This is a genomic window from Coprococcus intestinalis, assembly GCF_023656595.1.
Classification (GTDB): domain Bacteria; phylum Bacillota; class Clostridia; order Lachnospirales; family Lachnospiraceae; genus Coprococcus_A; species Coprococcus_A intestinihominis.
This window is the reverse complement of sequence record NZ_JAMOKJ010000008.1, coordinates 45534-67858: the sequence shown is the minus strand read 5'-3', so window position 1 is coordinate 67858 and position 22325 is coordinate 45534. Positions and strand designations below refer to the sequence as shown.

Genomic DNA, 22325 nt, shown 5'->3' with positions numbered 1-22325 from the left:
GCCAAATAAAATTTCAAAAACAGTCTTAAAAACGCAAGCATTTTATACCTGTTTTTTGAAATTTTGCTTGGCTCTGAACAGTTACAATATATTACAGATAAACCATTCAGTACAGGCCGAGTCAGTGATTGATTTGGCCTGTACTGAACTTGAGTCAGGAGGCACAGAACATGGATGAGGCGATTATAAAGAAGATTATGCCCCATAGCATCGATTCGGAGAAAGCGGTTATCGGTTCCATGATCATGGATGCGGATGCGATTGTTGCGGCATCTGAGATGCTTACAGGAGATGATTTTTATCAGCGGCAATTCGGCATCCTTTTTGAGACCATGGTAGAACTTTACAATGAAGGAAAGCCTGTAGATGTTCTGACGCTTCAGGAACGCCTGAAGATGAAAGACGTCCCTGAGGAATTTGCCAGTATTGAATATATCAGTGAGCTGGTTGATAGTGTACCGATATCGACGAACATCAGGCAGTACGCGCAGACAGTGGCTGATGATGCGATGCTGCGCAGACTGATCCGTGTTAATGAAGAGATTGCCAATGCCTGCTATCAGCACAAGGAGTCTGTTGAAGAGATCATGAATACGACGGAGAAACGTATTTTTGATGTGATCCAGAAGAAGAGTACAGATGAATATGTGCCGATTCAGGACGTTGTTTTGTCGGTAATAGATAAGATAGAGGCGGCGGCCCGCCATAAAGGAACTGTAACAGGGCTGGCAACAGGTTTTTATGATCTGGATTACAAGACATCAGGCCTTCAGCCCTCAGATCTGATTCTTATTGCTGCCAGACCATCTATGGGAAAGACGGCCTTTGTTCTGAATCTGGCCCAGTATATGTGTGTGCGCAATCATGTGCCGACAGCAATTTTCAGCTTGGAAATGTCGAAGGATCAGCTGGTCAATCGTATTCTCTCCATGGAATCCAAAGTGGATTCCCAGTCCATGCGAACGGGGACACTTCAGCCGGCTGATTGGGAGAAGTTAATAGAAAGCGCAGGTGTGATCAGTACAGCGCCGCTGATTATTGATGATACACCGGGTATATCGATCACAGAGCTGCGTTCGAAGTGCCGTAAGTATAAGCTTGAGAATGATCTGGGCCTGGTCATTATTGACTACCTGCAGCTGATGACCGGCGGCAGCAAGAAACAGGAGTCCAGGCAGCAGGAGATTTCAGAGATTTCACGTTCTCTGAAAGCGCTGGCCCGTGAAATCAATGCACCGGTGATTGCCCTTTCGCAGCTCAGCCGTGCATGTGAGACGAGACCGGATCATCGCCCGATGTTGTCGGATCTTCGTGAGTCTGGTGCCATCGAGCAGGATGCGGATGTGGTTATGTTTCTTTATCGTGATGATTATTACAACAAAGACACGGACAAGAAGAATATTTCGGAAGTTATTATTGCCAAACAGCGTAATGGCCCGATCGGTACAGTAGAGCTTGTATGGCTGCCGAATTATACAAAGTTTGCCAATAAAGAGAAATAGCGAAACTTGAAATTATCGCAAATCACAACCGGATGCGACAGCGAGAGACCTTTTATTTATTCAGCGGAATAGATAAAGGGTCTTTTTTGTTGGAAGCAAACGAAGGATTGGCAGGGAAAAAATTTGCTTAATACAGGAACTTTGTTATAATGGAATCAACAGGCAAGCCAACTGCGATTTCTACACCAGATAAGAAGACAAGATGAGAGGAAATTGATGGAGGTAGCCAATGGCAGAAACGAGATATATTATATCGGATGCGGCCAGAATGATCAATGTTGAGCCCCATGTCCTGAGATACTGGGAGGAAGAACTGGCCATTGAGATTCCGAGAAATGAACTTGGACACAGATATTACACAGAGAAGGAAATACATCTTTTCGAAAACATCCGCGATTTGAAGGAGAAAGGCTTTCAGCTGAAGGCTATTCGTCTGATCATTACAACCTTGAATGAAGATGCGCCGTTTGGAAAGAAGGAGAATGCTGAGGACAATATGACAGAAGATGAGCTTGCGGCAGTTTCACCGGCGGCTTCGCGGGAACAGGATGATAGAGAGCATCATAAGCCTGAGAATCAGATTTCAGACAATGAGACAACCGGCGGAAATGAGGAACAGGAGATAAAGGAAAAAGAGGACAAGCCGGTGCCTGTAGAGGCGAAGCCGTATAAGGTTCTGTCGGCAGAGGATAAAATGAAGCATTTTAAGAACATTATGGACGGAATTGTAACCGAAGCTTTGCAGAGAAACAATGTACAGCTTGAAAATACAATGATTTCCCAGGTGGCGGATGTGGTTATACAGGAGCTTGGAAAGGTTGAGGAAAGACAGGAAGGACAGTCGGAACGCTATTATAAACTGCTGGATGAGGCGATTCGCGGCAAACAGAGAGCAGGCCGGGAAGTGGCAGCTGCAAAGGTGCCGTCCTATGGTGTGCCAAAACGACGGAAACGGTTATTCAAAAGAAAATTCAGATATTAAAAAAGGTCCGGACATACATAGAGCTGCAGCGTTGCTGGTTGAATAGCCACTGCAGCTCTATGTATACCTGGAACCTAATAAAGATGTGCAGGATTAGTTGTTTGTTGCAAGAAATTCGTTGATCTTGTCAACTAATTCCTGAGGATTAATGCCATGAACAAATGCTGCTTCTTCAATTGTCTCACCCTGAGAAGAAGGACAGCCAAGGCAGTGCATGCCAATACCTAAAAGAATAGGTGCTACATTGGCATCAATGCGGAGAAGATCTCCGATTAAAGTATCTTTTGTAACTACAGCTGCTGCCATAATATCACTCCTTTCGTATTGTGCGAAAAACGCATCTTCTCACATTATAATATACTTTAAATTATTTTGCAACAAGACATCATTTGAAAAATTTTGAGGCTATTGGTAAATGTGAAAATTTTCTCATTTACCAATGAATTTTCTTGATTTATACAAGTTTATACTTGTATTCAATGCCAATTTGTTATAGAATAGAGTCGTACGAAAATTAATATTTATCATTATTAGGAGGTATACGATTATGGCATACGTAATTTCTGATGCTTGTGTTTCTTGTGGTACATGTGCAGGTGAATGTCCTGTTGGCGCTATCAGCGAAGGTGATGGCAAATACGTTATCGATGCTAATGCATGCTTAGATTGTGGTTCTTGTGCAGGCGCTTGCCCTACAGAAGCTATTTCTCAGGAATAATCCTGTTGGCCGGTATATCCGGTTTATTATGAAACATGAAGAAAAGGTTACTATAGCAATATAGTAACCTTTTTTGTTAGGTTTATACATATGAAATTCAGAATCTGATCTAAGCATACACTTCTTATAAGCTTCGAAGAATCTGCAGTGCGTTTTCACGAATGATTGTCTCATAATGTTCATCAAAATAATATAAGGTATTGGCGCTGGCCTTCTGTATGGAACCGAATTCTGAAGCCAGGCGGCAGATGCTGCCGAAAACAGTGCGTGATACGCCTTCGCTGGAGAGTACAAGATAATAATGACCGTTGTTCGGATTCTTGTACAGGGTATTGCCGCATTCGAAATCTGCCGGAAGCTGTTCACTTAGGCAGGACACTTCATTCAATGTCCTGAATTCGTAAATCCGCAAAATGGTCTTCTGGGGCTCTTCATCCTCAGAGGAAGCATCGTTGCTGGTTGTCTCTGTATCGGATGGGAGATCGGCGGTTCCGGAAATACTGTGTAATTCAGCGGTCTTGGACAGAATATCGCTGCCCAGACGCTTGAAGATGTCAAGAATATCGTCTGCGCTGCTGTAGATCTCATCATCGGTGTCTGACAGATCTTCCGTATCCTCGGGAGAAGGTGTGAACTTGGAAAAACGTGTATCCAGCTCCTCCGGATCCTCCACCTTGGTGACAATCAACATAATACATTCATTGGAAACAGGAACAGCTTCTATGATCAAAGGAATATTATCTGCTTCAAAACCGAGTTCATCAGATGCCTGAACCATCATCTCGCGAAAAAGAGCCTTAGCCTTCTCTGTGCCGTAGGCCAGCTCACTTATCTTCAATTCACGTTCTGCCAGATCACTGCGGGTCAGTGTGCAGCGAATCTGATTCTCACTGATGCGTTCTAACTTCATGTTCTCACTCCTTTCCATGCAAAAACAGGACAAATCACTTCCTTTTCTGCAAGTATCTTCATTATAGCGATTATTTAATAGGCTGTAAAGGGGAAAACGCATGGGATTTTGGTTGCAGAGCGGATGGGTGTCGAGGCATTATGTCAGGTGTCGAAGATCAATGGAAGCTGTCATTTGAAGATGGTTGATGCAGGGGTGAGCGGCTGTTATCATTATTATATGTCTGATGAACAGTATCATTACATGGGAATATGCGGGTGCAGAATATAACATATCACAGGCAGCACAGCATAAAAATGGAGAACAGAGGACGTTTTTACGGATTTCAGCCATGAAAAGTGGAGGAAGAAGAGAAAATGAGCCCATTTTTTCAGAAAAAATGGAAGAAAATACCGGTTTTAGTGTTTTTTACAGGCAGAAATGTTGATGGATTGACGGCTATGTAGTATAATCATAAGATAAGTATATGAATAGGAGACTGTTTATATGGAAGTAATAACGGATGAGATCGCAGAGCGTGGGCTCCGACGGAAGGCGTTAGCACTCTGGATACTGTCAGGTGCGCTGGTTGCAGTGACCATCGGCAGTATATTGTTCTACAGGAATCCGTGGCTTGTACATCGTATGGACGCTTCCCAGGCGACGACAGAAGTACTAGGACAGATTGCCGACAGCAGATCCCCTTATATCAAGATTGAAGGGATGGAACTGACGTTTACCGGCTACTATAAAGTCAATGGAAGTGGAACAGTATGTTCATACTGCTATATGGGTTCAGTGGGTGATTATTATATATTGACAGATATACCGGCCAGAGATAAAGGGGCTTTGGTTGAGGACAGTTCACTGGACGCGAATACGCTGAGCGATTATACATTAACAGGACAGGTTGTCAGGAAGAACGAGATTACAGAACAGCTGGCCGAGGCCGAGAACATGACACTTGAAGATTACAGGAACTATTACCATATGGCTGATGTGGAGATCCATGATTATGATGGTGATCAGGAACGTCTTCGTATCTATCAGCTGATGCTGCTTGTATTGGCAGTTGGGGCTGTTGCAGCAGGTGCGATTCTCTGGTCTGAATCCAGACTGGGAACGCAGATCGTGTCAGAAAATTTATGATGGCGGTCAGTAGGCAAAGGAGGAACCAATGAAGAGAGTATTGCCGATTATAATCGTTATTTTGCTGATTATAGGCGTAGGAGGCGGAGTAGTCTGGAGTATTCTGGCAGGCCGGTATAAGCCGACAGAAGAGGTGATAGATTATGCTGCGGAGATGGGATTATCTGAGAATGAATATGCCATCACGTTGAATCAGGAAGTGTTGAAGGAAGACAGGGCTGTTGCCATTGACGGAAGAGTTTATCTGAGTATGGCTCTGGTCACAGAAACCATCAACAGTCGTTTTTATTGGGATGACAATGAGAAGCTGCTGTTGTTTACAACGCCGACAGAAGTGATGATGATAACCCCGGATCAGCAGGAATATACTGTGAAGACATGGAATGGCAGCAGTGATGCGGATGAGGGTTACATGATCGTGCGTACTTACAATGACAGCTACTATGTGGCTGCAGATTATGTGAAGGCACATACGCAGATGGATTATGCCGAGTATACTGAGCCGAACCGTGTTGTGATGGCTACAAAGTGGGCAGAACAACAGATTGTAACACTGAAGAAGGATACAGCAGTCCGCTATAAGGGCGGTGTCAAGAGTGAAGTACTCAGACAGGCAACCAAGGGAGAGAAGATGGTGCTTCTTGAAGCCTATGATGATTGGAGCAATGTAGCTACAGAGGATGGTTATGTCGGTTGGGTATCCAATAAGACACTGTATGACGCAGAGACTGAGACGCCCGAGGCGCCGGCATTTGATGAACCGGAGTATACCAGCATCCACAAGGATTATAAGATCAATATGGGTTGGCATCAGGTGATGAGTGCAGCCGCCAACAGCAATTTATCAAGTGTTCTGACTTCTGCGCCGGGGATTAATACGCTGGCACCAACCTGGTTTTCATTTTCTGATACAAATGGCGGTGTGACATCCATTGCCACACAGGATTATGTGGATACATGCCATGCGAACAATATTGAAGTATGGGCATTGTTTTCCAATGAATTTCCGGGTGATGACGGAACGATCTACTTCGATTCATCTAAGACAGATGAGGTTTTGGGATATACATCTAAGAGGGAACAGGTTATCCGCAATGTCATTGGTTATGTGAATCAGTATGGTATTGATGGTATCAATATTGATTTTGAGCTGATTTCACAGGAAGGTGCAGATGACTATATTGAGTTTATCAGAGAATTGTCGATTGCCTGCCGTGCCAACAACATTATTTTGTCCATTGACAATTACGTACCTGAGTATACCTATTATTATAATCGCAGGGAGCAGGGAATTGTTGCAGACTATGTTGTTATTATGGGATATGATGAGACGCTGCCAAGTTCTGAAACACCGGGGCCTGTCGCATCACTGAATTTTGTCCGAAAAGGGATTACAGATACATTGAATGTCGTGGATAAGTCCAAGGTCATCAATGGTATCCCGTTCTATTCCAGAGTGTGGTGTACAACCCCGGACGGCACAGTCAGTGCCTTTGCCTGTGGTATGTCAGAAGCGCTGAGCTATCTGACGGATCATGGTGTGACGCCACAGTTCCTTGAAGATATCGGTTTGAATTATGGCAGTTATACTTCGGATAAGGATGGCAACTTCTATGAGATCTGGTTGCAGGATGCAACGGCCGTTGAAGAAGAGATGAAACTCATCAAAGAGTTTGACCTTGCAGGGGTTGCTGAGTGGAAGATTGGTTTTGAGAGCGGAACGGATATTTGGAATACGATCAGATCTTATCTTCAGTAGACGGGTTTGAAACATTTCCGGGAGTACATGAAGCTGTATTAGACAAAGGATAAAACAAATCCTGTTTGCATATATTGTCTTGAAAGGGATGATAGATGCGGGCAGGATTTTTTTGTGTGGAAAAAAGGAATTAGCGGACTTCTGTGGGGACTTGCGATTGTGATGGTTTACAGTGTACTATTTGGACGGACAATATCCGGCTATAAAACGAGGGTGAATAAAACTGTGTCCGTTATGGCCGGAGAAGAAGCGCATTTTATTGTTATTGACAGTGGACACGGGTTTTTCGATGCGGGTAAAATCGGTGTCAGCGGTGCATTGGAAAAGGATATTAATCTGGCCATCGCGTTGAAACTGAAAGCGGATCTTGAGTCGCAGGGATTTCATGTGCGTATGACGAGGGAGAATGACGTACAGCTCTATGATGGCATGCGACCGTCAGATAAAAAGGAGGATATGCAGAAAAGAGTATCCCTTATGACGGATGAAAACTGTATACTGGCTGTCAGCATCCATCAGAACAGCTTTACAGAAGAAAAATACAGGGGTGCCCAGGTCTTTTATTATGGACCGTCAGAACGCAGCAGAGGGCTTGCAGCGTCTATCCAGCAGGCATTGATAGAATTCCAGGATCCGGATAATACAAGACAGGAGAAAGCCAATGAGGATTATTATTTGCTGAGAAAGGAAACTGTACCAACGGTTATCTGTGAATGTGGTTTTATGAGTAATGCAGCTGAAGAGGCGCTTTTGAAGTCGGAGATGTATCAGGAGAAAACAGCCTGGGCGATTTCAGTGGGAATTGTGCGTTACCTGAACGGAAGCACAGAAAAAGGTGATATTGAGCATGACAGGTAAAAAAGCAAAAAAAATTGGCAGCCTTTCGGCTGCCTGTAAGGGGAAGGTATATATTTAAAAAAGGGATTAAGAAATTGTCTTTTGCTATGTTTGTATCTTATCATAGGTGATGTCTATAAGTGTTACCAAAGATTAAAAAATTATTCATTTAATTTTGCACAAAATGACGATGCGTTTCTTGTGCAATGTCACGATTGACATATGGTGATACATATTTTGGGCGTTGATTGGACAAAATGCTGATAAAAATATAATAGAAAGCAGAAAGGTGATAAGATGATGAAAAATGTAAGACGAATTGCAAAATGGCTGATGGCATGTATGATAACAGTTTTTCTTGCAGGTGTTGTTTCTGCAGCAGAAACAACGGAAAAAGGAGAGATTTCCTCCTTTAATAACTATGGTGAGAATGGTGTTTATGAAGCGATAGGAGAATATGAAGTGGCTTACGGCTCTGTTGTTGCGGATGTGACACGCAAATTGCCGTCAACGCTGACGGCTAAATTGACAACAGGCGAGGAAGTGGAAGTGCCGGTGACGTGGGTGTGCGTCAGTGACAATCTGGGTGGTAATACTTATGTACCAAAACATTCAGATGTATCTGCAGTCTATACTTTTGAGGCCCAGCTGGGTGATGGGTATAAGATAGCAGGAAATCTTCCGGAAGATTATGTGATGCCTTTTGTCACTGTCAGTTATACACAGGATGCGCAGGAACTGAACAGTCAGGCGCCGGAGATGGATACTGAAATAAATGCGGCTGTGGATACTGCTTCCGGAATGTCTGTATGGTCATGGATCATATGGATTATTGTGATTGTGATCATTGTAGTTGTTTTATGGTGGTTATTTGCAGGAAGCAAGAATAATAAAGAAAAATAACATGCAGTCATAAAAATGAAAACAGGATGCAGATGAGAAGTTTAATGCAGGTTGCTTCCATTTGAATCCTGTTTTTAGATTTTACAGTAACTGTTCAGAGCTATTATCTATATGAGCAGCGTATTAAAGCCTATGCTGACATAAGAACCTGCGGCCGCCTTTAGCTCTCCCATGGGCGGATGCGGTATGTGACGCCGAGACTGTCACAGATGGCTTTACACTGGGCTTCTTCTTCTTTGGTCAGTGTTGTATCGACAGTGGTCATGACAACATTCGGTACATAGTGAGTACATTCCCTGGCGAAGTCGAGCATCGCCTGGAAAGACTGATCACCGAAACGGCTACGGACCAGTTCGTGGTAACGGTCGGCATTCGGTGTGTTCAGACTGATGGAAATGGTGTCAATCAGTCCTTTGAAATCCGGTGCAATGTCGCGGCCATTGACAAGATTGCCGAGACCGTTGGTATTGATACGGATCGGCTTGTGGTAAGTTTCTTTAAAATAGCGGGCAACTTTCAGAAGCACATCGATACGTTCTGTCGGTTCGCCAAAACCGCAGAAGACGAGTTCATCAAAAGAAGCCACGTCAAAGTTGGCGAAATCGGCGATAATCTCATCATATTCCGGTTCACGGGTAAGCCACAGGGAATCGGATTCTCCCACATGATCCATTGTCTGTCTCAGACAGAAAGTACAGGAACATGGACATTTATTCGTAAGATTGACATAAAGATTGTTGTGTACTTTATAAAGAATAGTCATATTTAATACTCCTTTGCAATTTTCTGATTCAAATTGTCAGTTAGTTATATTTCAATGTATGCAGTACTTCTTCAAAACATACACCATCTGTCAGTGGAATGTCAAGTTCAATGGAGCGCTGGATACACTTTTTGATGAAGTTGGATGCCTTTTTAACCGAGTGGTCGAAAGGAACGCTATTAACGGCATCGGCAGCAATGATCGCTGTAAAGATGTCGCCGGTACCTGAGCGGGATGTACCAATCCTGTGGGTTCTGAGTACTCTGGATGGCTTGCCGGCTTCGTAGCAGAAATTGGCCACGTACTGGCCCTGTGTGATGCCGGTGATAACAATCTTGGATGGGCCGTTTTCGGAGAGTCTGGCAGCCATGGCTTCGATCTCGGAAAGGTGCCACTTCTTATCTTCATAAGGGGTATCTGTCAGGATGCAGGCCTCGGTCATATTTGGGGTCAGGATATCGGCATAACAGACAAGATCCTTCATATGATCGCACATTTCCTTTGTGTAGGTCGGATATGGTTTGCCGTAGTCGCCCATAACCGGATCGATGATGACCAGATTGTCCGGCCGCTTAAAATCACGGATAAAGTCGGATACGATGGCAATCTGTCTGGCAGATCCGAGGAAACCGGTGCAGATACCGGAGAATTCAAGGCCAAGCTTCTTCCATTCGTTGATGCTGGGCTGCATATGATCAGTGTAATCCTGGTAGTAAAAGCTTTCAAAACCGGTGTGATTTGAAAAAATAGCTGTCGGAAGGGCACAGCACTGAACACGAAGCATGGAAATGACAGGAAGCGCCACTGCGATCGAGCAGCGGCCGAATCCTGTCATGTCATTGATTAATGCAATTTTCTTTTGGTGATTATGATAATCTGACATATTCAGTTCCTTTCTTGAAACAAATACATGCGACTAACGCTGAGTGAGTCGCTGAATATACTTTGGCAGATGTGCAGCCTGCAGAGCGGAACCGATGACATAGAAGAGAACGATGCCGACAATGCCTTCCATAACAAGGCCCGGAATCTGAGTTGCACCGGTATAGATGCTGCCGTAAAGAATGGAGCCGCCGATGAAATAGCCGACAACCATGATAATGATACCGACAATGCTGGCAGCGGCTGTACGAATCTTGAACATGTTGACAGTGAGGCCTGTGCGGTTGGCAATATAACCGATGACAAAGCCCATGATGCCTTTGATGATCAGTGTTGGGATGATCCACTGTGCGTAACCGGTCAGTAAGTCAGACAATGCGGAACCGATACCGCCGGCAAGAAGACCTGTTACAGGGCCAAAAAAGACACCGGAGATCAGAATAAAACAATTGCCGAGATGGGCATATCCCAGTGGAATAGGGAACTGTAAAAACATTGTAGAAAGACACACGAGCGCAATGGCAAGTGCATTGATGCTGATTGTTCTGGAATTTAACTTATTCATAAGTAAAACCTCTTTTCTGTATTAACATTACTTGATATCATACTGTGAATGTGACATTTTTGAAATGGCCAGTTTCATATTATTTCATATGGTCAGTTGATGGCAAAGCAAGATCGGGAGGCAGAGTGGCCAGAAAAGGATATATATGGTATACTGGATAAAACAATAGCAGTACGCGCGGTCGGCGCGTCAGGCACATAGGAGACAGGGGTGACATTTTGAATTTTATACATACAGCAGACATTCATTTAGGTGCAGCACCGGACAGTACAATGACCTGGGCGACTGACAGAGGAACAGAGATATGGGATTCTTTTTACAAACTGCTTGATGAAACAGAGAGATCCGGTGCCGATCTTTTATTGATCGCAGGGGACCTTTTTCACAGGCAGCCGTTGAAGCGTGAGCTGAAGGAGCTGAATTATCGATTTTCGCAGCTGACGCATGCCAAGGTTGTTATTGTGGCGGGCAATCATGATTATATCGGCAATCAGTCATTTTATAAGGATTTTGAATGGGCAGATAATGTTGTATTTTTCAGGAAGAATCACATATCTTATGTTTATATTCAGTCATTGAATCTGATTGTATATGGAATGAGTTATGACAGACAGGAGATCACGGAGGCTATGTATGACAGCCTCAAACCGATGCGAAGATTTCGTGACGGCAGGCCGCTGCCTGATGGATGCAGGCATATTTTGCTGGCTCATGGCGGGGACAGCAGTCACATTCCGATCAATCAGGAGAAGCTGCGCCAGGCGGGATTTGACTATATTGCGTTGGGACATATTCACAAACCGTGGATTGATGATCGGAGTCCGATGGCTTATGCCGGTGCACTGGAACCGATCGACCGCAATGATGAAGGACCTCATGGTTATATTCGCGGTGTTCTCAATGAAAGTGAGACAAAGATCGATTTTGTTCCTTTTGCGTCCAGGTCTTATATCACATTAAATGTACCTGTCGCACCGGAGATGACCATGCGTCAGCTGGCTGAGCAGGTGAAAGCGCTGATGGGGCAGAACGGAAGACAAAACATGTTTCAGATAGCAATAAGTGGTTTCAGAGATGTGGATTTTGAGCTGGATGAGCGGATGCTGATGCGCCTGGGAAGGGTGCTGGCAGTTCATGATCACTCTGTTCCGGATTATGATTTTCAGCGGATTTATGATGAGAATAAGGATAATATCATCGGCATGTATATCCGGCACATTTCGGAAATGGAGATCAGTGACGATTTGAAGGCGAAGGCGCTGTGTTATGGTATGAAAGCGTTTTATCAGACGAAGTAGGAGGCAGGGCATTGATTATAAAACAATTGAATCTGGACCATTTTGGCAAATTTCACGGCAGGGAGATTGATCTGAATCCCGGAGTGAATATTATTTATGGGGCCAATGAATCGGGAAAGTCTACAGTGCATGCGTTTATTCAGAGTATGCTGTTTGGTGCGGAACGCCTTCGCGGGCGCGGTGCCGGACGGGATGCATATTCCAAATATCAGCCGTGGGAAGGCGGAGCAAGTTATGAAGGACGGATGCGCCTGAGTTATCAGGATAAAAATTGGCGGATAGTCAGGAATTTCTATAAAGATGACAGTCATTTTGAGGTGGTCGATGAGACGAGCGGGCGGCAGGAAGCATGCGCATCAGATGATATTTCATCACTGATACCGGGAATGCAGCTTTCTAATTATCGGAATTCAATCAGTACCGGCCAGCTGTCGGTCCAGCCGGATGGGCAGTTTACGACCAATATGCAGTCTTATATGGCGAATATGGCTATGGGAGCTACGGACAGTGTGGATGTGGGACGGGCCCTGGCTTATCTGAAGGATGAACGCAAAAAGGCAGCCGGAAGATTTTCTCAGGAGACTTATCACCAATACCGTGACAAAGCAGAAATGCTTCGAAATGAATTGAAAGCCAGAGAAGGCATTGCAGAGCAGCAGAAAGCTCTTGAACAGAATCGTGAAAGCATTTTAAAGCAGATACAGCAACTGGAAAATGATGCAGATGGCGCTATGAAAGCAGATCGGCAGGAACGAATGAAAGCGATACAGCTGATCCAGGAGAATAATGATGTGGCGGCCATGTACAAAGCCAAAAAAGCAGAACTCAGAGAATTTGAGGGACAGACAGGCGGGCAGAAGTATCAGCAGCAGATGAGTGGTGTCGTGGAAGAATACGAGGCTCGACAGGAGAAGCTGGAGGATTATCAGTCGAGATACAGTGAACTGGAGGAACAGAATGAAGGAAGCAGCATTCGCAATCTGGCATTGATATTCCCTGTGGCTGCACTTGCTGTGATCGTCTGGATTGCCGGCGGTCTTGTGGGACTGAAAGGCATTACACATATTCTTGCCGCTGTTTTGCTGACAGCTCTGGCGGTAGGACTGGCAGTATTTCTGATTCGGTCATCCGGCGGCAGAAAAGGCAGAATGAAGCAGCTGAAAGCCGATATGGATCGTCTGGAGAATGAGCAGCAGGCAATTTTGGATAAATATCAGATTGAGGATATCCATGAACTCATGGAAAAGAGCCAGAATCAGAGAAGCCGTCAGGATGTGGTACTCAGACTTCGGAGAGAACTTGAGCAGCTGCGTAAACGGTATGATGAGCTGCAGAAACCTCTGGCACCGTATCTTGAGAAATATGGGGATAGTGTAACTTTGGAATCGGCTGCGGGACAGGAGCAGAAACAGAAGCTTCAAAAGCTTCGGGGTCAGGCGTCGGAGCTGTTGAGACAATCGGAACAGCTGAACTGGCAGCTGGAGCAGCTGAATCTGAAACAGTCTGAGCTGAGTGAGCTGGAAGAACAGCTGAAGGTGCTTGATGCAGACCGGAAGATGAGTGAGGAAGATATGCAGGCCATTGACATCAGCATGAATGCGATTACGGAAATGACGGCCAGAATCCATGGATCTTTTGGTCTTCAGCTGGCAGATTATATTTCACAGCTTTTTTCTTATATTTCAAACGGCGCACATAAGAAACTGAACATCGATGAGAAGTTTCAGGTGACGGTGGATGATGACAGAAAACTGCTGCAGCCGCAGCAACTCTCTGCGGGAACGGTGGATCAGATTTATTTTTCTGTGAGAATGGCTGTCAGTCAGATGCTGTATGATGAACCGATGCCGCTGATATTGGATGACAGCTTCGTTTTGTATGATGATGAACGTCTGAAAAATACACTCAGATGGCTGACAGAACAGAAAGCTTTCAGCCAGATCCTGATATTTACATGCCATCACAGAGAGGCTGAGATGTTGGAGAGTTTAAATTGCGATTATCATTATGTTGAATTGTAAAGGGGGCATATCAAATTCACCGCTCTCTTTGCTGTTATCATTATGAGTTTTGTAGTATAAACGATAGTCGCAATTTAAACGTTGTGAGACAGATAAGACAAAAGAAAAACGGATTCCGGTATGCTTCAAATGATAGATTTGGAGATAACGGAATCCGTTTTGTTATATCATTGCCTGTGGTGCACAGGTTTTATTTGTGGTATTTGCGGTAGTAAGCAAGTGAGTTCTGGATTTTCGCATTAGGATCGAGCAGTTCGCTGATGGAATGATCATAGTTCAGCTTGTCGATCATGAGCGCAATGTACTTGCTCAGGTCTACATTGATGTAGTATGGACGGGATAATAAATCAGGTGTCTGATAAATAACGTTGGTTGTCAGAACCTTGGAGATAAGACCCTGTTCATAATATTCATCGAACTGTTTCAGACCGTTTGTGAAAAGACCGAATGTTGCTGCAACAAAAACACGCTTTGCCTTACGTTTCTTCAGTTCTTTGGCAACATCCAGCATGCTTTCGCCAGAGGAGATCATATCATCAACGATGAAGACATCCTTGCCTTCGACGGATGAACCGAGGAATTCATGAGCAACGATCGGGTTGCGGCCATTAACAACTCTGGAGTAGTCTCTTCTCTTATAGAACATACCCATATCGAGACCGAGAACGTTGGAATAGTAAACGGCACGGCCCATAGCGCCTTCATCCGGGCTGATGATCATCATATGGTCGCTGTCTACCTGAAGGTCAGGGACGTTGTTGAATAAGCTTTTGATAAACTGATAAGTTGGCTGAATGCTGTCAAAACCACTGTTAGGAATAGCATTCTGAACACGTGGATCATGAGCATCAAAAGTAATAATATTTTCAACACCGAGAGCATGAAGTTCCTGCAGTGCAACGGCACAATCCAGTGATTCACGGGATGTACGCTTGTGCTGACGGCTCTCATAAAGGAATGGCATAATAACATTGATACGACGGGCCTTACCTGCTGCTGCTGTGATAATACGTTTTAAATCGGAATAATGATCATCCGGTGACATCTTGTTCATGTGACCGCAGAGAGAATATTCAATTGAATAATTGGTGACATCAACAAGCAGATATAAATCTTTGCCTCGGATAGAATCAAGGATTGTGCCTTTTGCTTCGCCGGAACCGAAACGGGAGCACTTGGTATTCACAATATAGGAATCCTTAACCCTATCATCCTGATGAAGAACACTTTCACGTTCTTTTCTCCAGTCAACGATATATTCATTGACCATATTGCCAAGTCCACTGCAGCTCTGAAGCGGAATAATACCTAAATCGCCTACTGGAATTGAGTTTCTAAACTCTTCAATGTTCTGAGCCATAATATACCTCCATCATATGTTAACTAAATCAAACAAATGACGACATTGTCGTCCACTTTATTTATAACGTATCCGACATAGGATGTCAAGGTGTCTTACTCGGAAATTGCCTTTTTAATGCGGATATCGTCGCCGAGGATCAGCATGATCTCATAATTGCTGACTAATCTGGAAAATATTCGTTCACTGTATTCGTTCTGCAGTTCATCCAGGGACAGATTCGTTGAAATAATGGTGGATTTTCTTGCCAGCAGCCGTTCGTTGATGCAAAGAAAAAGCTGTGAAGTAATGAAAGCATTATTCAATTCTGTACCAAGATCATCAATGATGAGAAGATCGCAGTCGAGAATATAATGAAACATATTCTCATCAGTGTCATCCATATCATCATTCCCAAATGTGTTGTTCTGAAGAATGTCCACAAGATGAAAAGCGGTCAGATAAATCACGGTATGAGAGGCATCCAGCAATTCTCTGGCAATGCAATTTGTCAGAAAAGTCTTGCCCACGCCGGTGTCACCGTAAAAGAGAAGATTCCGGGACTGCTCATCGAAATGATCAATGAAATCGTGACAGGTACTGAGAACGGCCTGGATATTCTCTCGGGGACTGACGCCGAGGCTGCGGTTCTTCGTATCGGAATAATACCGGATGTCAAAAGTATCGAAATTCTCGCGTTTCAGCACATCATGGATGTTGGACTGGCGATAGAGAAGATCGACCATGGCCTGCTTAAAACAGTGACATTTCTTGTCACCGATAAAACCGGTATCATGACAATCCGGGCATGAATAGGTCAGCTCCAGATAATCAGCAGGATACCCGGCCTGTGTCAGCAGAAGCGTTTTCTGCTCCTGCAGTTCCTGCAGATGCTGCTGCATATCCTGCAGAACATCCTTCCGGCCCAGGGCAGCAGCCCGGGCTCTGTCTGCACAGAAAGAGGCGGTTTCTTCTTCCAGCTGCCGGTAGGCAGGCAGACGATCGCAGATCTCCTGATAACGCTGGCTCTGAAGGTGTCGGTGCTGCAGCTGGCGGAGATCATATTGGCGCATAATTGCCTGATATTGAGAATTCTTCAAGTTCATAATGACGTCTCCTTTTCAGTCGAACTACTTGTTGGTGGAACCATTCTGAATCTTCGCGGCCAGTTTCTTCTCAAGAGCAGCGTAGTCATAACTGCGCTGATTGAAATTGTGAAACTTATTGGAAGACGGTCTTGCCTGTTTGACGGCCGGGCGCTTAGCCGGTGCAGCTGCCTTCTCGGCACTTCGAGCCTTGTCAGCGGCGAGTACCTCTGTCATAGTATAGGCACCGAGAGACTTCCAGTTGCTCAGAATCTTGTCTGTATATTCAAAACTCGGCGTATGGACAGCCATCATGGTGCGTCGGCAGGCTTCAAGGATGAGCTCGAGGCTGAAACCGTAGGTGCGGGTCCACTTGTTGATAAATTCTGCTTCTCCGGCAGCTGGCATACGTCCGCCGAGACCAAAGGCTTTCAGTACAGCGAAGCAGGCTTTCTGATGAGTTTCGCTCTGGGTGCGGGCTTCATCGGCAGTGGTGATATGGAGATCAGCCCAGGATAAAGCCACTTTCTCGATATAACGCATATGGGTATGCCCATTGGAGACACAGTATTCAAAAAGATATTCAATGAGATCTCTGGAAAAGCCGAGATCATCATAAAAATAATAAATCGTGTTCAAATCAGATGCACTCAGAGGACGGCCGAGATATTGCTGAATGATGAAGATCAGCTGTGCGCCGTCATCTGATTCCGAAAAGCGGTGCAGTTCCTGTGTGGAACGAGGATGCATTGAAACGGCCGGGGGTGTGCCGACCGGAGTGCCGGTGATACCGGTACCTGTCTGCGCAGCAACTGCAGATTGTGCCGGCGCGGGCCGGCGCTGCTCAGGGGGAGCAGTCGGAGTATCCTTCTGACTGCTGATTGAAGTGACAGCGTTCAGGCAGATGCCTGCAATTGTACCGTCACGGTCAAAGGTCAGTCGGAGCAGCCCTTCGGCTTCCCAGTATTTCAGTGCACGGGTCACGTCGTTTTCAGTCATAAAAAATATATCGGCGATGCCGCTCAGGGAGAGGGCATGATCCGGATGAGAAAGCCAGCGGAGCAGATAAAGATAAATCTTCAGAAATTCTCCGTTGGCTCTCGGCAGATATTCATCAAAAAAGGTATTCGGGATGACAGTCACGCCATCAGAATAACCAGCAGATAAGGTAATAGGTTTCGGCATAAAGCCACCTCCAGATTCAATTCCGGTAACGATCAGGTGATGATACAGTTACGGATTTTTTCTTAAGTATAACATAAAGCTGAAAATTTGAGAATACCGGGGGTTTTGTGAATAAATGTGGATATTTTGGTGGAGAAAGTTGTGGATAATGTGGATAACTGGTGGACGGGAAAGGTGAATAAAATTTTTGAAATGTCGAAAAAGCCCATAAAAAGCGGAGTTTAGACGAAAAAAGAAAGGCGGTTGCGTAGAAATTATGTAAACAAAAATATCCACCGGATTTATCCAAAATTTTTGTTGATAAATCGGTGGATATTGTGGATAACTTTACTTAATCAGCGCTTCGCCTACTAAAACAACGTCTCCGGCACCCATAGTTATCAACAGGTCGCCGTTGATACATTTTTCACGTAAAAATTTTTCAATCTCCTCAAATGAAGGAAAATAGTAGGCTTCTTTGCCTTTTTCAAGGAGCAGCTTCTGGATATCCCTTGAATGGATGTCACCCGGGTCGGTTTCACGGGCAGCATAGATATCAGCCAGGACAATCTTGTCAGCCAGTGAAAGTGCATCGGCAAATTCGTGGAAAAAGGCTTTGGTACGTGTATAAGTATGTGGCTGGAAGACGCACCAGATCTGACGGTGCGGGTATTTCTGTGCCGCAGTCAGGGTCGCTTTGATCTCTGTCGGATGATGCGCATAATCATCAATGACGGTCACACCGTTAAACTGGCCTTTGTATTCAAAGCGTCGGTCAGTGCCTTCAAAAGCCATAAGGCCTTTCTTGATGATATCCATAGGAATATGTAATTCGCGTGCGGAGGCGATGGCTGCCAACGCATTGGATACATTATGGATACCTGCCACATTCAGCTGGATATGGTCAATCTTCTTGCCGTAAGCGATCAGGTCAAAACTGCCTTTGGCAAATTCGTCAAATGTAATATTCTCAGCAGCATAATCACACTCCGGTTTTAGACCGTAGGTAATGATATGACATGGCAGACCGTCTGTGATCTCAGATACATGGCTGATCTCACCATTGATAACAAGAATGTCGTCTGCGTCAAGCTTCTCTGCAAACTTGCGGAAAGAATGACGGATGTCGTTGATATCCTTGAAGAAATCAAGATGATCCTCTTCGATATTCAGGATGATTTCAAGGCTCGGATTGAACTTCAGAAAGCTGTTGGTGTATTCGCAGGCTTCTGTAATAAAGTTGTCAGAGTGACCTACGCGGATGTTGCCGTGAATGGCTTTTAAGATACCGCCCACGCTGATGGTAGGATCAGTGTCTGCTGCAAGCAGAATATGAGACAGCATGGAGGTTGTCGTTGTCTTGCCGTGGGTACCGGAAACGGCGATGGCATTGGTATAGTTGGTCATGATCTGACCAAGGAGTTCCGCACGGTCCATCATCGGGAGACCTGCAGATTTGGCAGCGGCAAATTCAGGGTTATCTGGATGAATGGCAGCTGTATAGACAACCACATCGATATCAGGTGTAATGTTCTCTGCGCGCTGGCCATAGGCAATCTGGATGCCAAGAGACGCCAGATGGTCTGTGATGGCAGATTCGTGAGCGTCGGAACCGACAACAGTAAAGCCTTTGGCGTGGAGAATTTCGGCCAGGCCGCTCATGCTGATGCCGCCAATGCCCATAAAGTGGATCTTTACCGGTTTATTAAAATTGATTTGATACATCAGAATCCTTCCTATTCTATAAAATTTAATAAGTGTATAACTTTTGTGACTGTGCATATCCTGCACGGAATAGTTACCTATTGCTATTATAACCGCATTTAATGAAAAATCAAATGAAAATTATGAAAATGTAAATTATGTATTGTATACAAAAAAACTATGTAAAAATTGTTGAAAATTGTCAGAAAAAAGCTGCATAAAACCTACTGATGCTATAAGGATTGCATACATTTTGTTTTTTTGTCGTAAAAAAATTAGTAAATACTGTTCACTTTTTATATAAATAGTGATATAATGAGTTCACAAATAACAACAGAGGTGATAGCGTGATTAAGAAAGAAATGATAGCCATGCTTCTGGCCGGCGGGCAGGGCAGCAGACTTGGTGTTTTGACTTCGAATGTAGCAAAACCGGCAGTGGCTTTTGGCGGCAAGTACCGTATTATTGATTTTCCGTTGAGCAACTGTATCAATTCGGGAGTGGATACAGTTGGTGTTCTGACACAATATAGACATTTGCGGCTGAACAGCCATATCGGCATTGGTATTCCGTGGGATCTGGACCGTAATCACGGCGGTGTGACATTGCTTCCACCTTATGAGAAGAGCGAGAGTTCAGACTGGTATACAGGAACAGCCAATGCTATTTATCAGAATATGGAATATATTGAGAAGTACAATCCGGAGTATGTACTGATCCTTGGTGGTGACCATATTTATAAGATGGATTATGAAGTGATGCTGGATTACCATAAAGCAAAAGGGGCAGATGTCACAATTGCCTGCATGCCTGTACCTTGGGCTGAGGCTAGCCGTTTTGGCGTTGTTATTGCCGATGACAACGGCAATATCAAGGATTTTGAGGAGAAACCGCCGAAGCCGAGCAGTAACCTTGCGTCTATGGGTATTTATATCTTTAACTGGCCGATACTGAGAGAGGCGTTGATTGCTTTGAAGGATCAGCCGGGATGTGATTTCGGTATGCATGTTATTCCTTATGTACATAATAGTACGCATAATTGTTATGCGTATGAATTCAATGGCTACTGGAAGGATGTTGGAACACTGGGATCCTACTGGCAGGCCAACATGGAATTGATCGATATCATTCCGGAATTTAATCTGTATGAGGAATTCTGGAAGATTTATACGAATAACGATATGATCAAGCCGCAATATTTCGGTGAGAAGGCTGTTGTTGACAGGTGTATCATCGGAGAAGGTGCGGAGATTTATGGAGAAGTGAAGAACAGCGTCATCGGCGCAGGCGTTATCATCGAAGAAGGTGCTGTTGTTCGTGATTCTATTGTTATGCAGGGAGCGGTGATCGGCGCTGGAACAACGGTTGATAAGGGAATTATTGCCGAGTCTGTACAGGTCGGCAGGGACTGCAGACTGGGTGTGGGTGAATTTGCCCCGAATGTTTATAATCCAAAGGTTTATGCGTTTGATCTTGTGACAATCGCGGAGAATTCTGTGATTCCGGATCATGTACAGATTGGCAAGAATACAGCGATTGTCGGAAAGACTGTACCGGAAGATTATCCGGATGGCCTGCTGGCGAGTGGACAGGTTATTATAAAGGCAGGTGAAATATAATGAGAGCGATTGGTATTGTTTTAGCAGGCGGGAACAGCAGCAGAATGGGTATACTGGCGAATAAGAGAGCCGTTGCAGCTATGCCGATAGCAGGTAGCTACAGAAGCATAGATTTTGCACTGAGCAATATGTCGAACTCTCATGTACAGAAAGTCGCTGTATGTACACAGTTTAATGCACGTTCATTGAATCAGCATCTCAATTCTTCCAAGTGGTGGGATTTTGGACGTAAGCAGGGCGGACTTTTTGTATTGACACCGACGATGACAACGGAGAACAATTCCTGGTACAGAGGAACAGCGGATGCCATGTATCAGAATATTGATTTTCTGCGTGAAAGTCATGAACCGTATGTAATCATTACATCCGGGGACTGTGTTTACAAGACTGATTTTAATAAGATGCTGGAATATCATATCAATCAGAAGGCAGATATTACAGTAGGGTATACGAAGCTGGCGCCAGGTCAGGATGATCCGACACGTTTTGGCGTGATGCAGATGGATACTGACGGACGTGTGCTTGGCTTTGAAGAAAAACCGGTTGTTACAGATAATATGACTGTATCAACAGGTATCTATATTATCAGAAGAAGGTTGCTCATTGGACTTTTGGAGAAGGCCAATGCCGAACAAAGATATGACTTTGTCAAAGATATTCTTGTCAGATATCGTGAGACAAAGAAGATTTATGGTTATGAAATGCCGGGGTATTGGAATAATATTGCAACTGTAGATTCCTATTACAGAACGAATATGGATTTTCTGAAGAAGGATGTCAGAGATTATTTCTTTGGCGGTTATGCGGGCATTTATTCGAAGGTTGAGGATCAGCCGCCGGCAAAGTTCAATCCGGGGGCGTCTGTGAGAAACAGTCTGGTGGCCAGCGGATGCATTATTAATGGCAAGGTTGAGAATTCGGTTCTGTTCCGCAAGGTATATGTGGGGAATAACTGTGTGATCAGGAATTCGATTATTCTTAATGATGTCTATATTGGAGATAATACGACGATTGAGAACTGTATTGTTGAAAGTCGTGGAACAATTCGCGCGAACGAAACTTACAGGGGTGAGGACGGCAAGGTAAGAATTGTTGTCGAAGAAAACGAAAGATATATAATCTGATAAGTGGGAAGCTGCAGCTGTC

21 protein-coding genes are annotated in these 22325 nt (G+C 44.5%); 12 read left to right on the top strand and 9 right to left on the bottom strand.

Annotated features, from left to right (window positions below; genetic code table 11):
* The first annotated feature begins 170 nt into the window (after positions 1-170).
* Together dnaB and NBH03_RS07580 are read left to right on the top strand one after the other, a co-directional pair.
* Positions 171-1502, top strand: a complete 1332-nt coding sequence (gene dnaB, locus NBH03_RS07585; RefSeq protein WP_015513866.1) for a replicative DNA helicase — start codon at positions 171-173, stop codon at positions 1500-1502.
* Between the two features lie 229 nt (positions 1503-1731).
* Positions 1732-2484: a MerR family transcriptional regulator gene (locus NBH03_RS07580; protein WP_250798735.1), complete on the top strand. Its 753-nt coding sequence runs from the start codon at positions 1732-1734 to the stop codon at positions 2482-2484.
* Between the two features lie 93 nt (positions 2485-2577).
* Here NBH03_RS07580 and NBH03_RS07575 read toward each other — a convergent pair whose 3' ends face one another.
* Positions 2578-2790, bottom strand: coding sequence for a DUF1858 domain-containing protein (locus NBH03_RS07575; RefSeq protein ID WP_117540411.1), 213 nt, complete (start codon positions 2788-2790; stop codon positions 2578-2580).
* A gap of 241 nt (positions 2791-3031) precedes the next feature.
* Here NBH03_RS07575 and fdxA point away from each other — a divergent pair, with 241 nt between their 5' ends.
* Complete coding sequence (fdxA, locus tag NBH03_RS07570; RefSeq protein WP_015513869.1) at positions 3032-3202, top strand: 4Fe-4S ferredoxin; 171 nt, start codon at positions 3032-3034, stop codon at positions 3200-3202.
* 124 nt (positions 3203-3326) lie between these two features.
* On the opposite strand, the gene NBH03_RS07565 is transcribed toward fdxA, so the two are convergent.
* Positions 3327-4112, bottom strand: coding sequence for an adaptor protein MecA (locus tag NBH03_RS07565; RefSeq protein WP_250798729.1), 786 nt, complete (start codon positions 4110-4112; stop codon positions 3327-3329).
* 108 nt (positions 4113-4220) lie between these two features.
* On the opposite strand from NBH03_RS07565, the gene NBH03_RS07560 reads away from it, so the two are divergent.
* From NBH03_RS07560 to NBH03_RS07540, 5 genes are all read left to right on the top strand, one after another.
* Positions 4221-4382: a hypothetical protein gene (locus NBH03_RS07560; protein WP_181967089.1), complete on the top strand. Its 162-nt coding sequence runs from the start codon at positions 4221-4223 to the stop codon at positions 4380-4382.
* A gap of 216 nt (positions 4383-4598) precedes the next feature.
* Positions 4599-5240, top strand: a complete 642-nt coding sequence (locus NBH03_RS07555; RefSeq protein ID WP_015513872.1) for a hypothetical protein — start codon at positions 4599-4601, stop codon at positions 5238-5240.
* A gap of 28 nt (positions 5241-5268) precedes the next feature.
* Positions 5269-6999 (top strand): glycosyl hydrolase family 18 protein, encoded by a 1731-nt coding sequence (locus NBH03_RS07550; RefSeq protein WP_250798724.1) that lies wholly within the window; start codon positions 5269-5271, stop codon positions 6997-6999.
* Between the two features lie 114 nt (positions 7000-7113).
* Positions 7114-7857 (top strand): N-acetylmuramoyl-L-alanine amidase, encoded by a 744-nt coding sequence (locus NBH03_RS07545; RefSeq protein ID WP_250798722.1) that lies wholly within the window; start codon positions 7114-7116, stop codon positions 7855-7857.
* 276 nt (positions 7858-8133) lie between these two features.
* Positions 8134-8739 (top strand): hypothetical protein, encoded by a 606-nt coding sequence (locus tag NBH03_RS07540; protein WP_227082357.1) that lies wholly within the window; start codon positions 8134-8136, stop codon positions 8737-8739.
* Positions 8740-8899: 160 nt separating this feature from the next.
* On the opposite strand, the gene NBH03_RS07535 is transcribed toward NBH03_RS07540, so the two are convergent.
* The 3 genes from NBH03_RS07535 to NBH03_RS07525 are packed head-to-tail and all read right to left on the bottom strand — an operon-like array spanning position 8900 to position 10949.
* Positions 8900-9502, bottom strand: a complete 603-nt coding sequence (locus NBH03_RS07535) for a TIGR04100 family radical SAM protein (protein WP_250798719.1) — start codon at positions 9500-9502, stop codon at positions 8900-8902.
* A 40-nt stretch (positions 9503-9542) separates the two neighbouring features.
* On the bottom strand, positions 9543-10385 hold the full coding sequence (locus NBH03_RS07530; protein ID WP_015513877.1) for a pyridoxamine kinase: 843 nt from the start codon (positions 10383-10385) through the stop codon (positions 9543-9545).
* A 33-nt stretch (positions 10386-10418) separates the two neighbouring features.
* On the bottom strand, positions 10419-10949 hold the full coding sequence (locus tag NBH03_RS07525) for an ECF transporter S component (RefSeq protein WP_015513878.1): 531 nt from the start codon (positions 10947-10949) through the stop codon (positions 10419-10421).
* Positions 10950-11167: 218 nt separating this feature from the next.
* On the opposite strand from NBH03_RS07525, the gene NBH03_RS07520 reads away from it, so the two are divergent.
* Positions 11168-12247 (top strand): metallophosphoesterase family protein, encoded by a 1080-nt coding sequence (locus NBH03_RS07520; protein ID WP_250798715.1) that lies wholly within the window; start codon positions 11168-11170, stop codon positions 12245-12247.
* 11 nt (positions 12248-12258) lie between these two features.
* Entirely contained in the window at positions 12259-14268 is a 2010-nt protein-coding gene (locus NBH03_RS07515; protein WP_250798709.1) for an ATP-binding protein, read from the top strand.
* A gap of 190 nt (positions 14269-14458) precedes the next feature.
* Here NBH03_RS07515 and NBH03_RS07510 read toward each other — a convergent pair whose 3' ends face one another.
* From NBH03_RS07510 to murC, 4 genes are all read right to left on the bottom strand, one after another.
* Positions 14459-15628, bottom strand: coding sequence for a ribose-phosphate pyrophosphokinase (locus NBH03_RS07510; protein ID WP_250798704.1), 1170 nt, complete (start codon positions 15626-15628; stop codon positions 14459-14461).
* A 95-nt stretch (positions 15629-15723) separates the two neighbouring features.
* A complete protein-coding gene (locus NBH03_RS07505) occupies positions 15724-16713 on the bottom strand; it encodes an ATP-binding protein (RefSeq protein ID WP_215690765.1) in 990 nt (329 codons plus the stop codon).
* Between the two features lie 24 nt (positions 16714-16737).
* On the bottom strand, positions 16738-17877 hold the full coding sequence (locus NBH03_RS07500; protein ID WP_250798702.1) for a DnaD domain protein: 1140 nt from the start codon (positions 17875-17877) through the stop codon (positions 16738-16740).
* A 327-nt stretch (positions 17878-18204) separates the two neighbouring features.
* Entirely contained in the window at positions 18205-19581 is a 1377-nt protein-coding gene (gene murC / locus NBH03_RS07495) for a UDP-N-acetylmuramate--L-alanine ligase (RefSeq protein ID WP_250798700.1), read from the bottom strand.
* A 326-nt stretch (positions 19582-19907) separates the two neighbouring features.
* Between murC and NBH03_RS07490 the strand changes: the two genes are divergently transcribed.
* Together NBH03_RS07490 and glgD are read left to right on the top strand one after the other, a co-directional pair.
* Positions 19908-21179: a glucose-1-phosphate adenylyltransferase gene (locus NBH03_RS07490; protein WP_215690769.1), complete on the top strand. Its 1272-nt coding sequence runs from the start codon at positions 19908-19910 to the stop codon at positions 21177-21179.
* On the top strand, positions 21179-22303 hold the full coding sequence (glgD, locus tag NBH03_RS07485) for a glucose-1-phosphate adenylyltransferase subunit GlgD (protein ID WP_250798697.1): 1125 nt from the start codon (positions 21179-21181) through the stop codon (positions 22301-22303). Before NBH03_RS07490 ends, glgD begins: the two co-directional genes overlap by 1 nt.
* Positions 22304-22325 lie beyond the last annotated feature (22 nt).

Coding starts and splice junctions, on each gene's coding strand:
- dnaB (WP_015513866.1), top strand. CDS start 171: ATGGATGAGGCGATTATAAAGAAGATTATGCCCCATAGCATCGATTCG.
- NBH03_RS07580 (WP_250798735.1), top strand. CDS start 1,732: ATGGCAGAAACGAGATATATTATATCGGATGCGGCCAGAATGATCAAT.
- NBH03_RS07575 (WP_117540411.1), bottom strand. CDS start 2,790: ATGGCAGCAGCTGTAGTTACAAAAGATACTTTAATCGGAGATCTTCTC.
- fdxA (WP_015513869.1), top strand. CDS start 3,032: ATGGCATACGTAATTTCTGATGCTTGTGTTTCTTGTGGTACATGTGCA.
- NBH03_RS07565 (WP_250798729.1), bottom strand. CDS start 4,112: ATGAAGTTAGAACGCATCAGTGAGAATCAGATTCGCTGCACACTGACC.
- NBH03_RS07555 (WP_015513872.1), top strand. CDS start 4,599: ATGGAAGTAATAACGGATGAGATCGCAGAGCGTGGGCTCCGACGGAAG.
- NBH03_RS07550 (WP_250798724.1), top strand. CDS start 5,269: ATGAAGAGAGTATTGCCGATTATAATCGTTATTTTGCTGATTATAGGC.
- NBH03_RS07540 (WP_227082357.1), top strand. CDS start 8,134: ATGATGAAAAATGTAAGACGAATTGCAAAATGGCTGATGGCATGTATG.
- NBH03_RS07535 (WP_250798719.1), bottom strand. CDS start 9,502: ATGACTATTCTTTATAAAGTACACAACAATCTTTATGTCAATCTTACG.
- NBH03_RS07530 (WP_015513877.1), bottom strand. CDS start 10,385: ATGTCAGATTATCATAATCACCAAAAGAAAATTGCATTAATCAATGAC.
- NBH03_RS07525 (WP_015513878.1), bottom strand. CDS start 10,949: ATGAATAAGTTAAATTCCAGAACAATCAGCATCAATGCACTTGCCATT.
- NBH03_RS07510 (WP_250798704.1), bottom strand. CDS start 15,628: ATGGCTCAGAACATTGAAGAGTTTAGAAACTCAATTCCAGTAGGCGAT.
- NBH03_RS07505 (WP_215690765.1), bottom strand. CDS start 16,713: ATGAACTTGAAGAATTCTCAATATCAGGCAATTATGCGCCAATATGAT.
- NBH03_RS07500 (WP_250798702.1), bottom strand. CDS start 17,877: ATGCCGAAACCTATTACCTTATCTGCTGGTTATTCTGATGGCGTGACT.
- murC (WP_250798700.1), bottom strand. CDS start 19,581: ATGTATCAAATCAATTTTAATAAACCGGTAAAGATCCACTTTATGGGC.
- glgD (WP_250798697.1), top strand. CDS start 21,179: ATGAGAGCGATTGGTATTGTTTTAGCAGGCGGGAACAGCAGCAGAATG.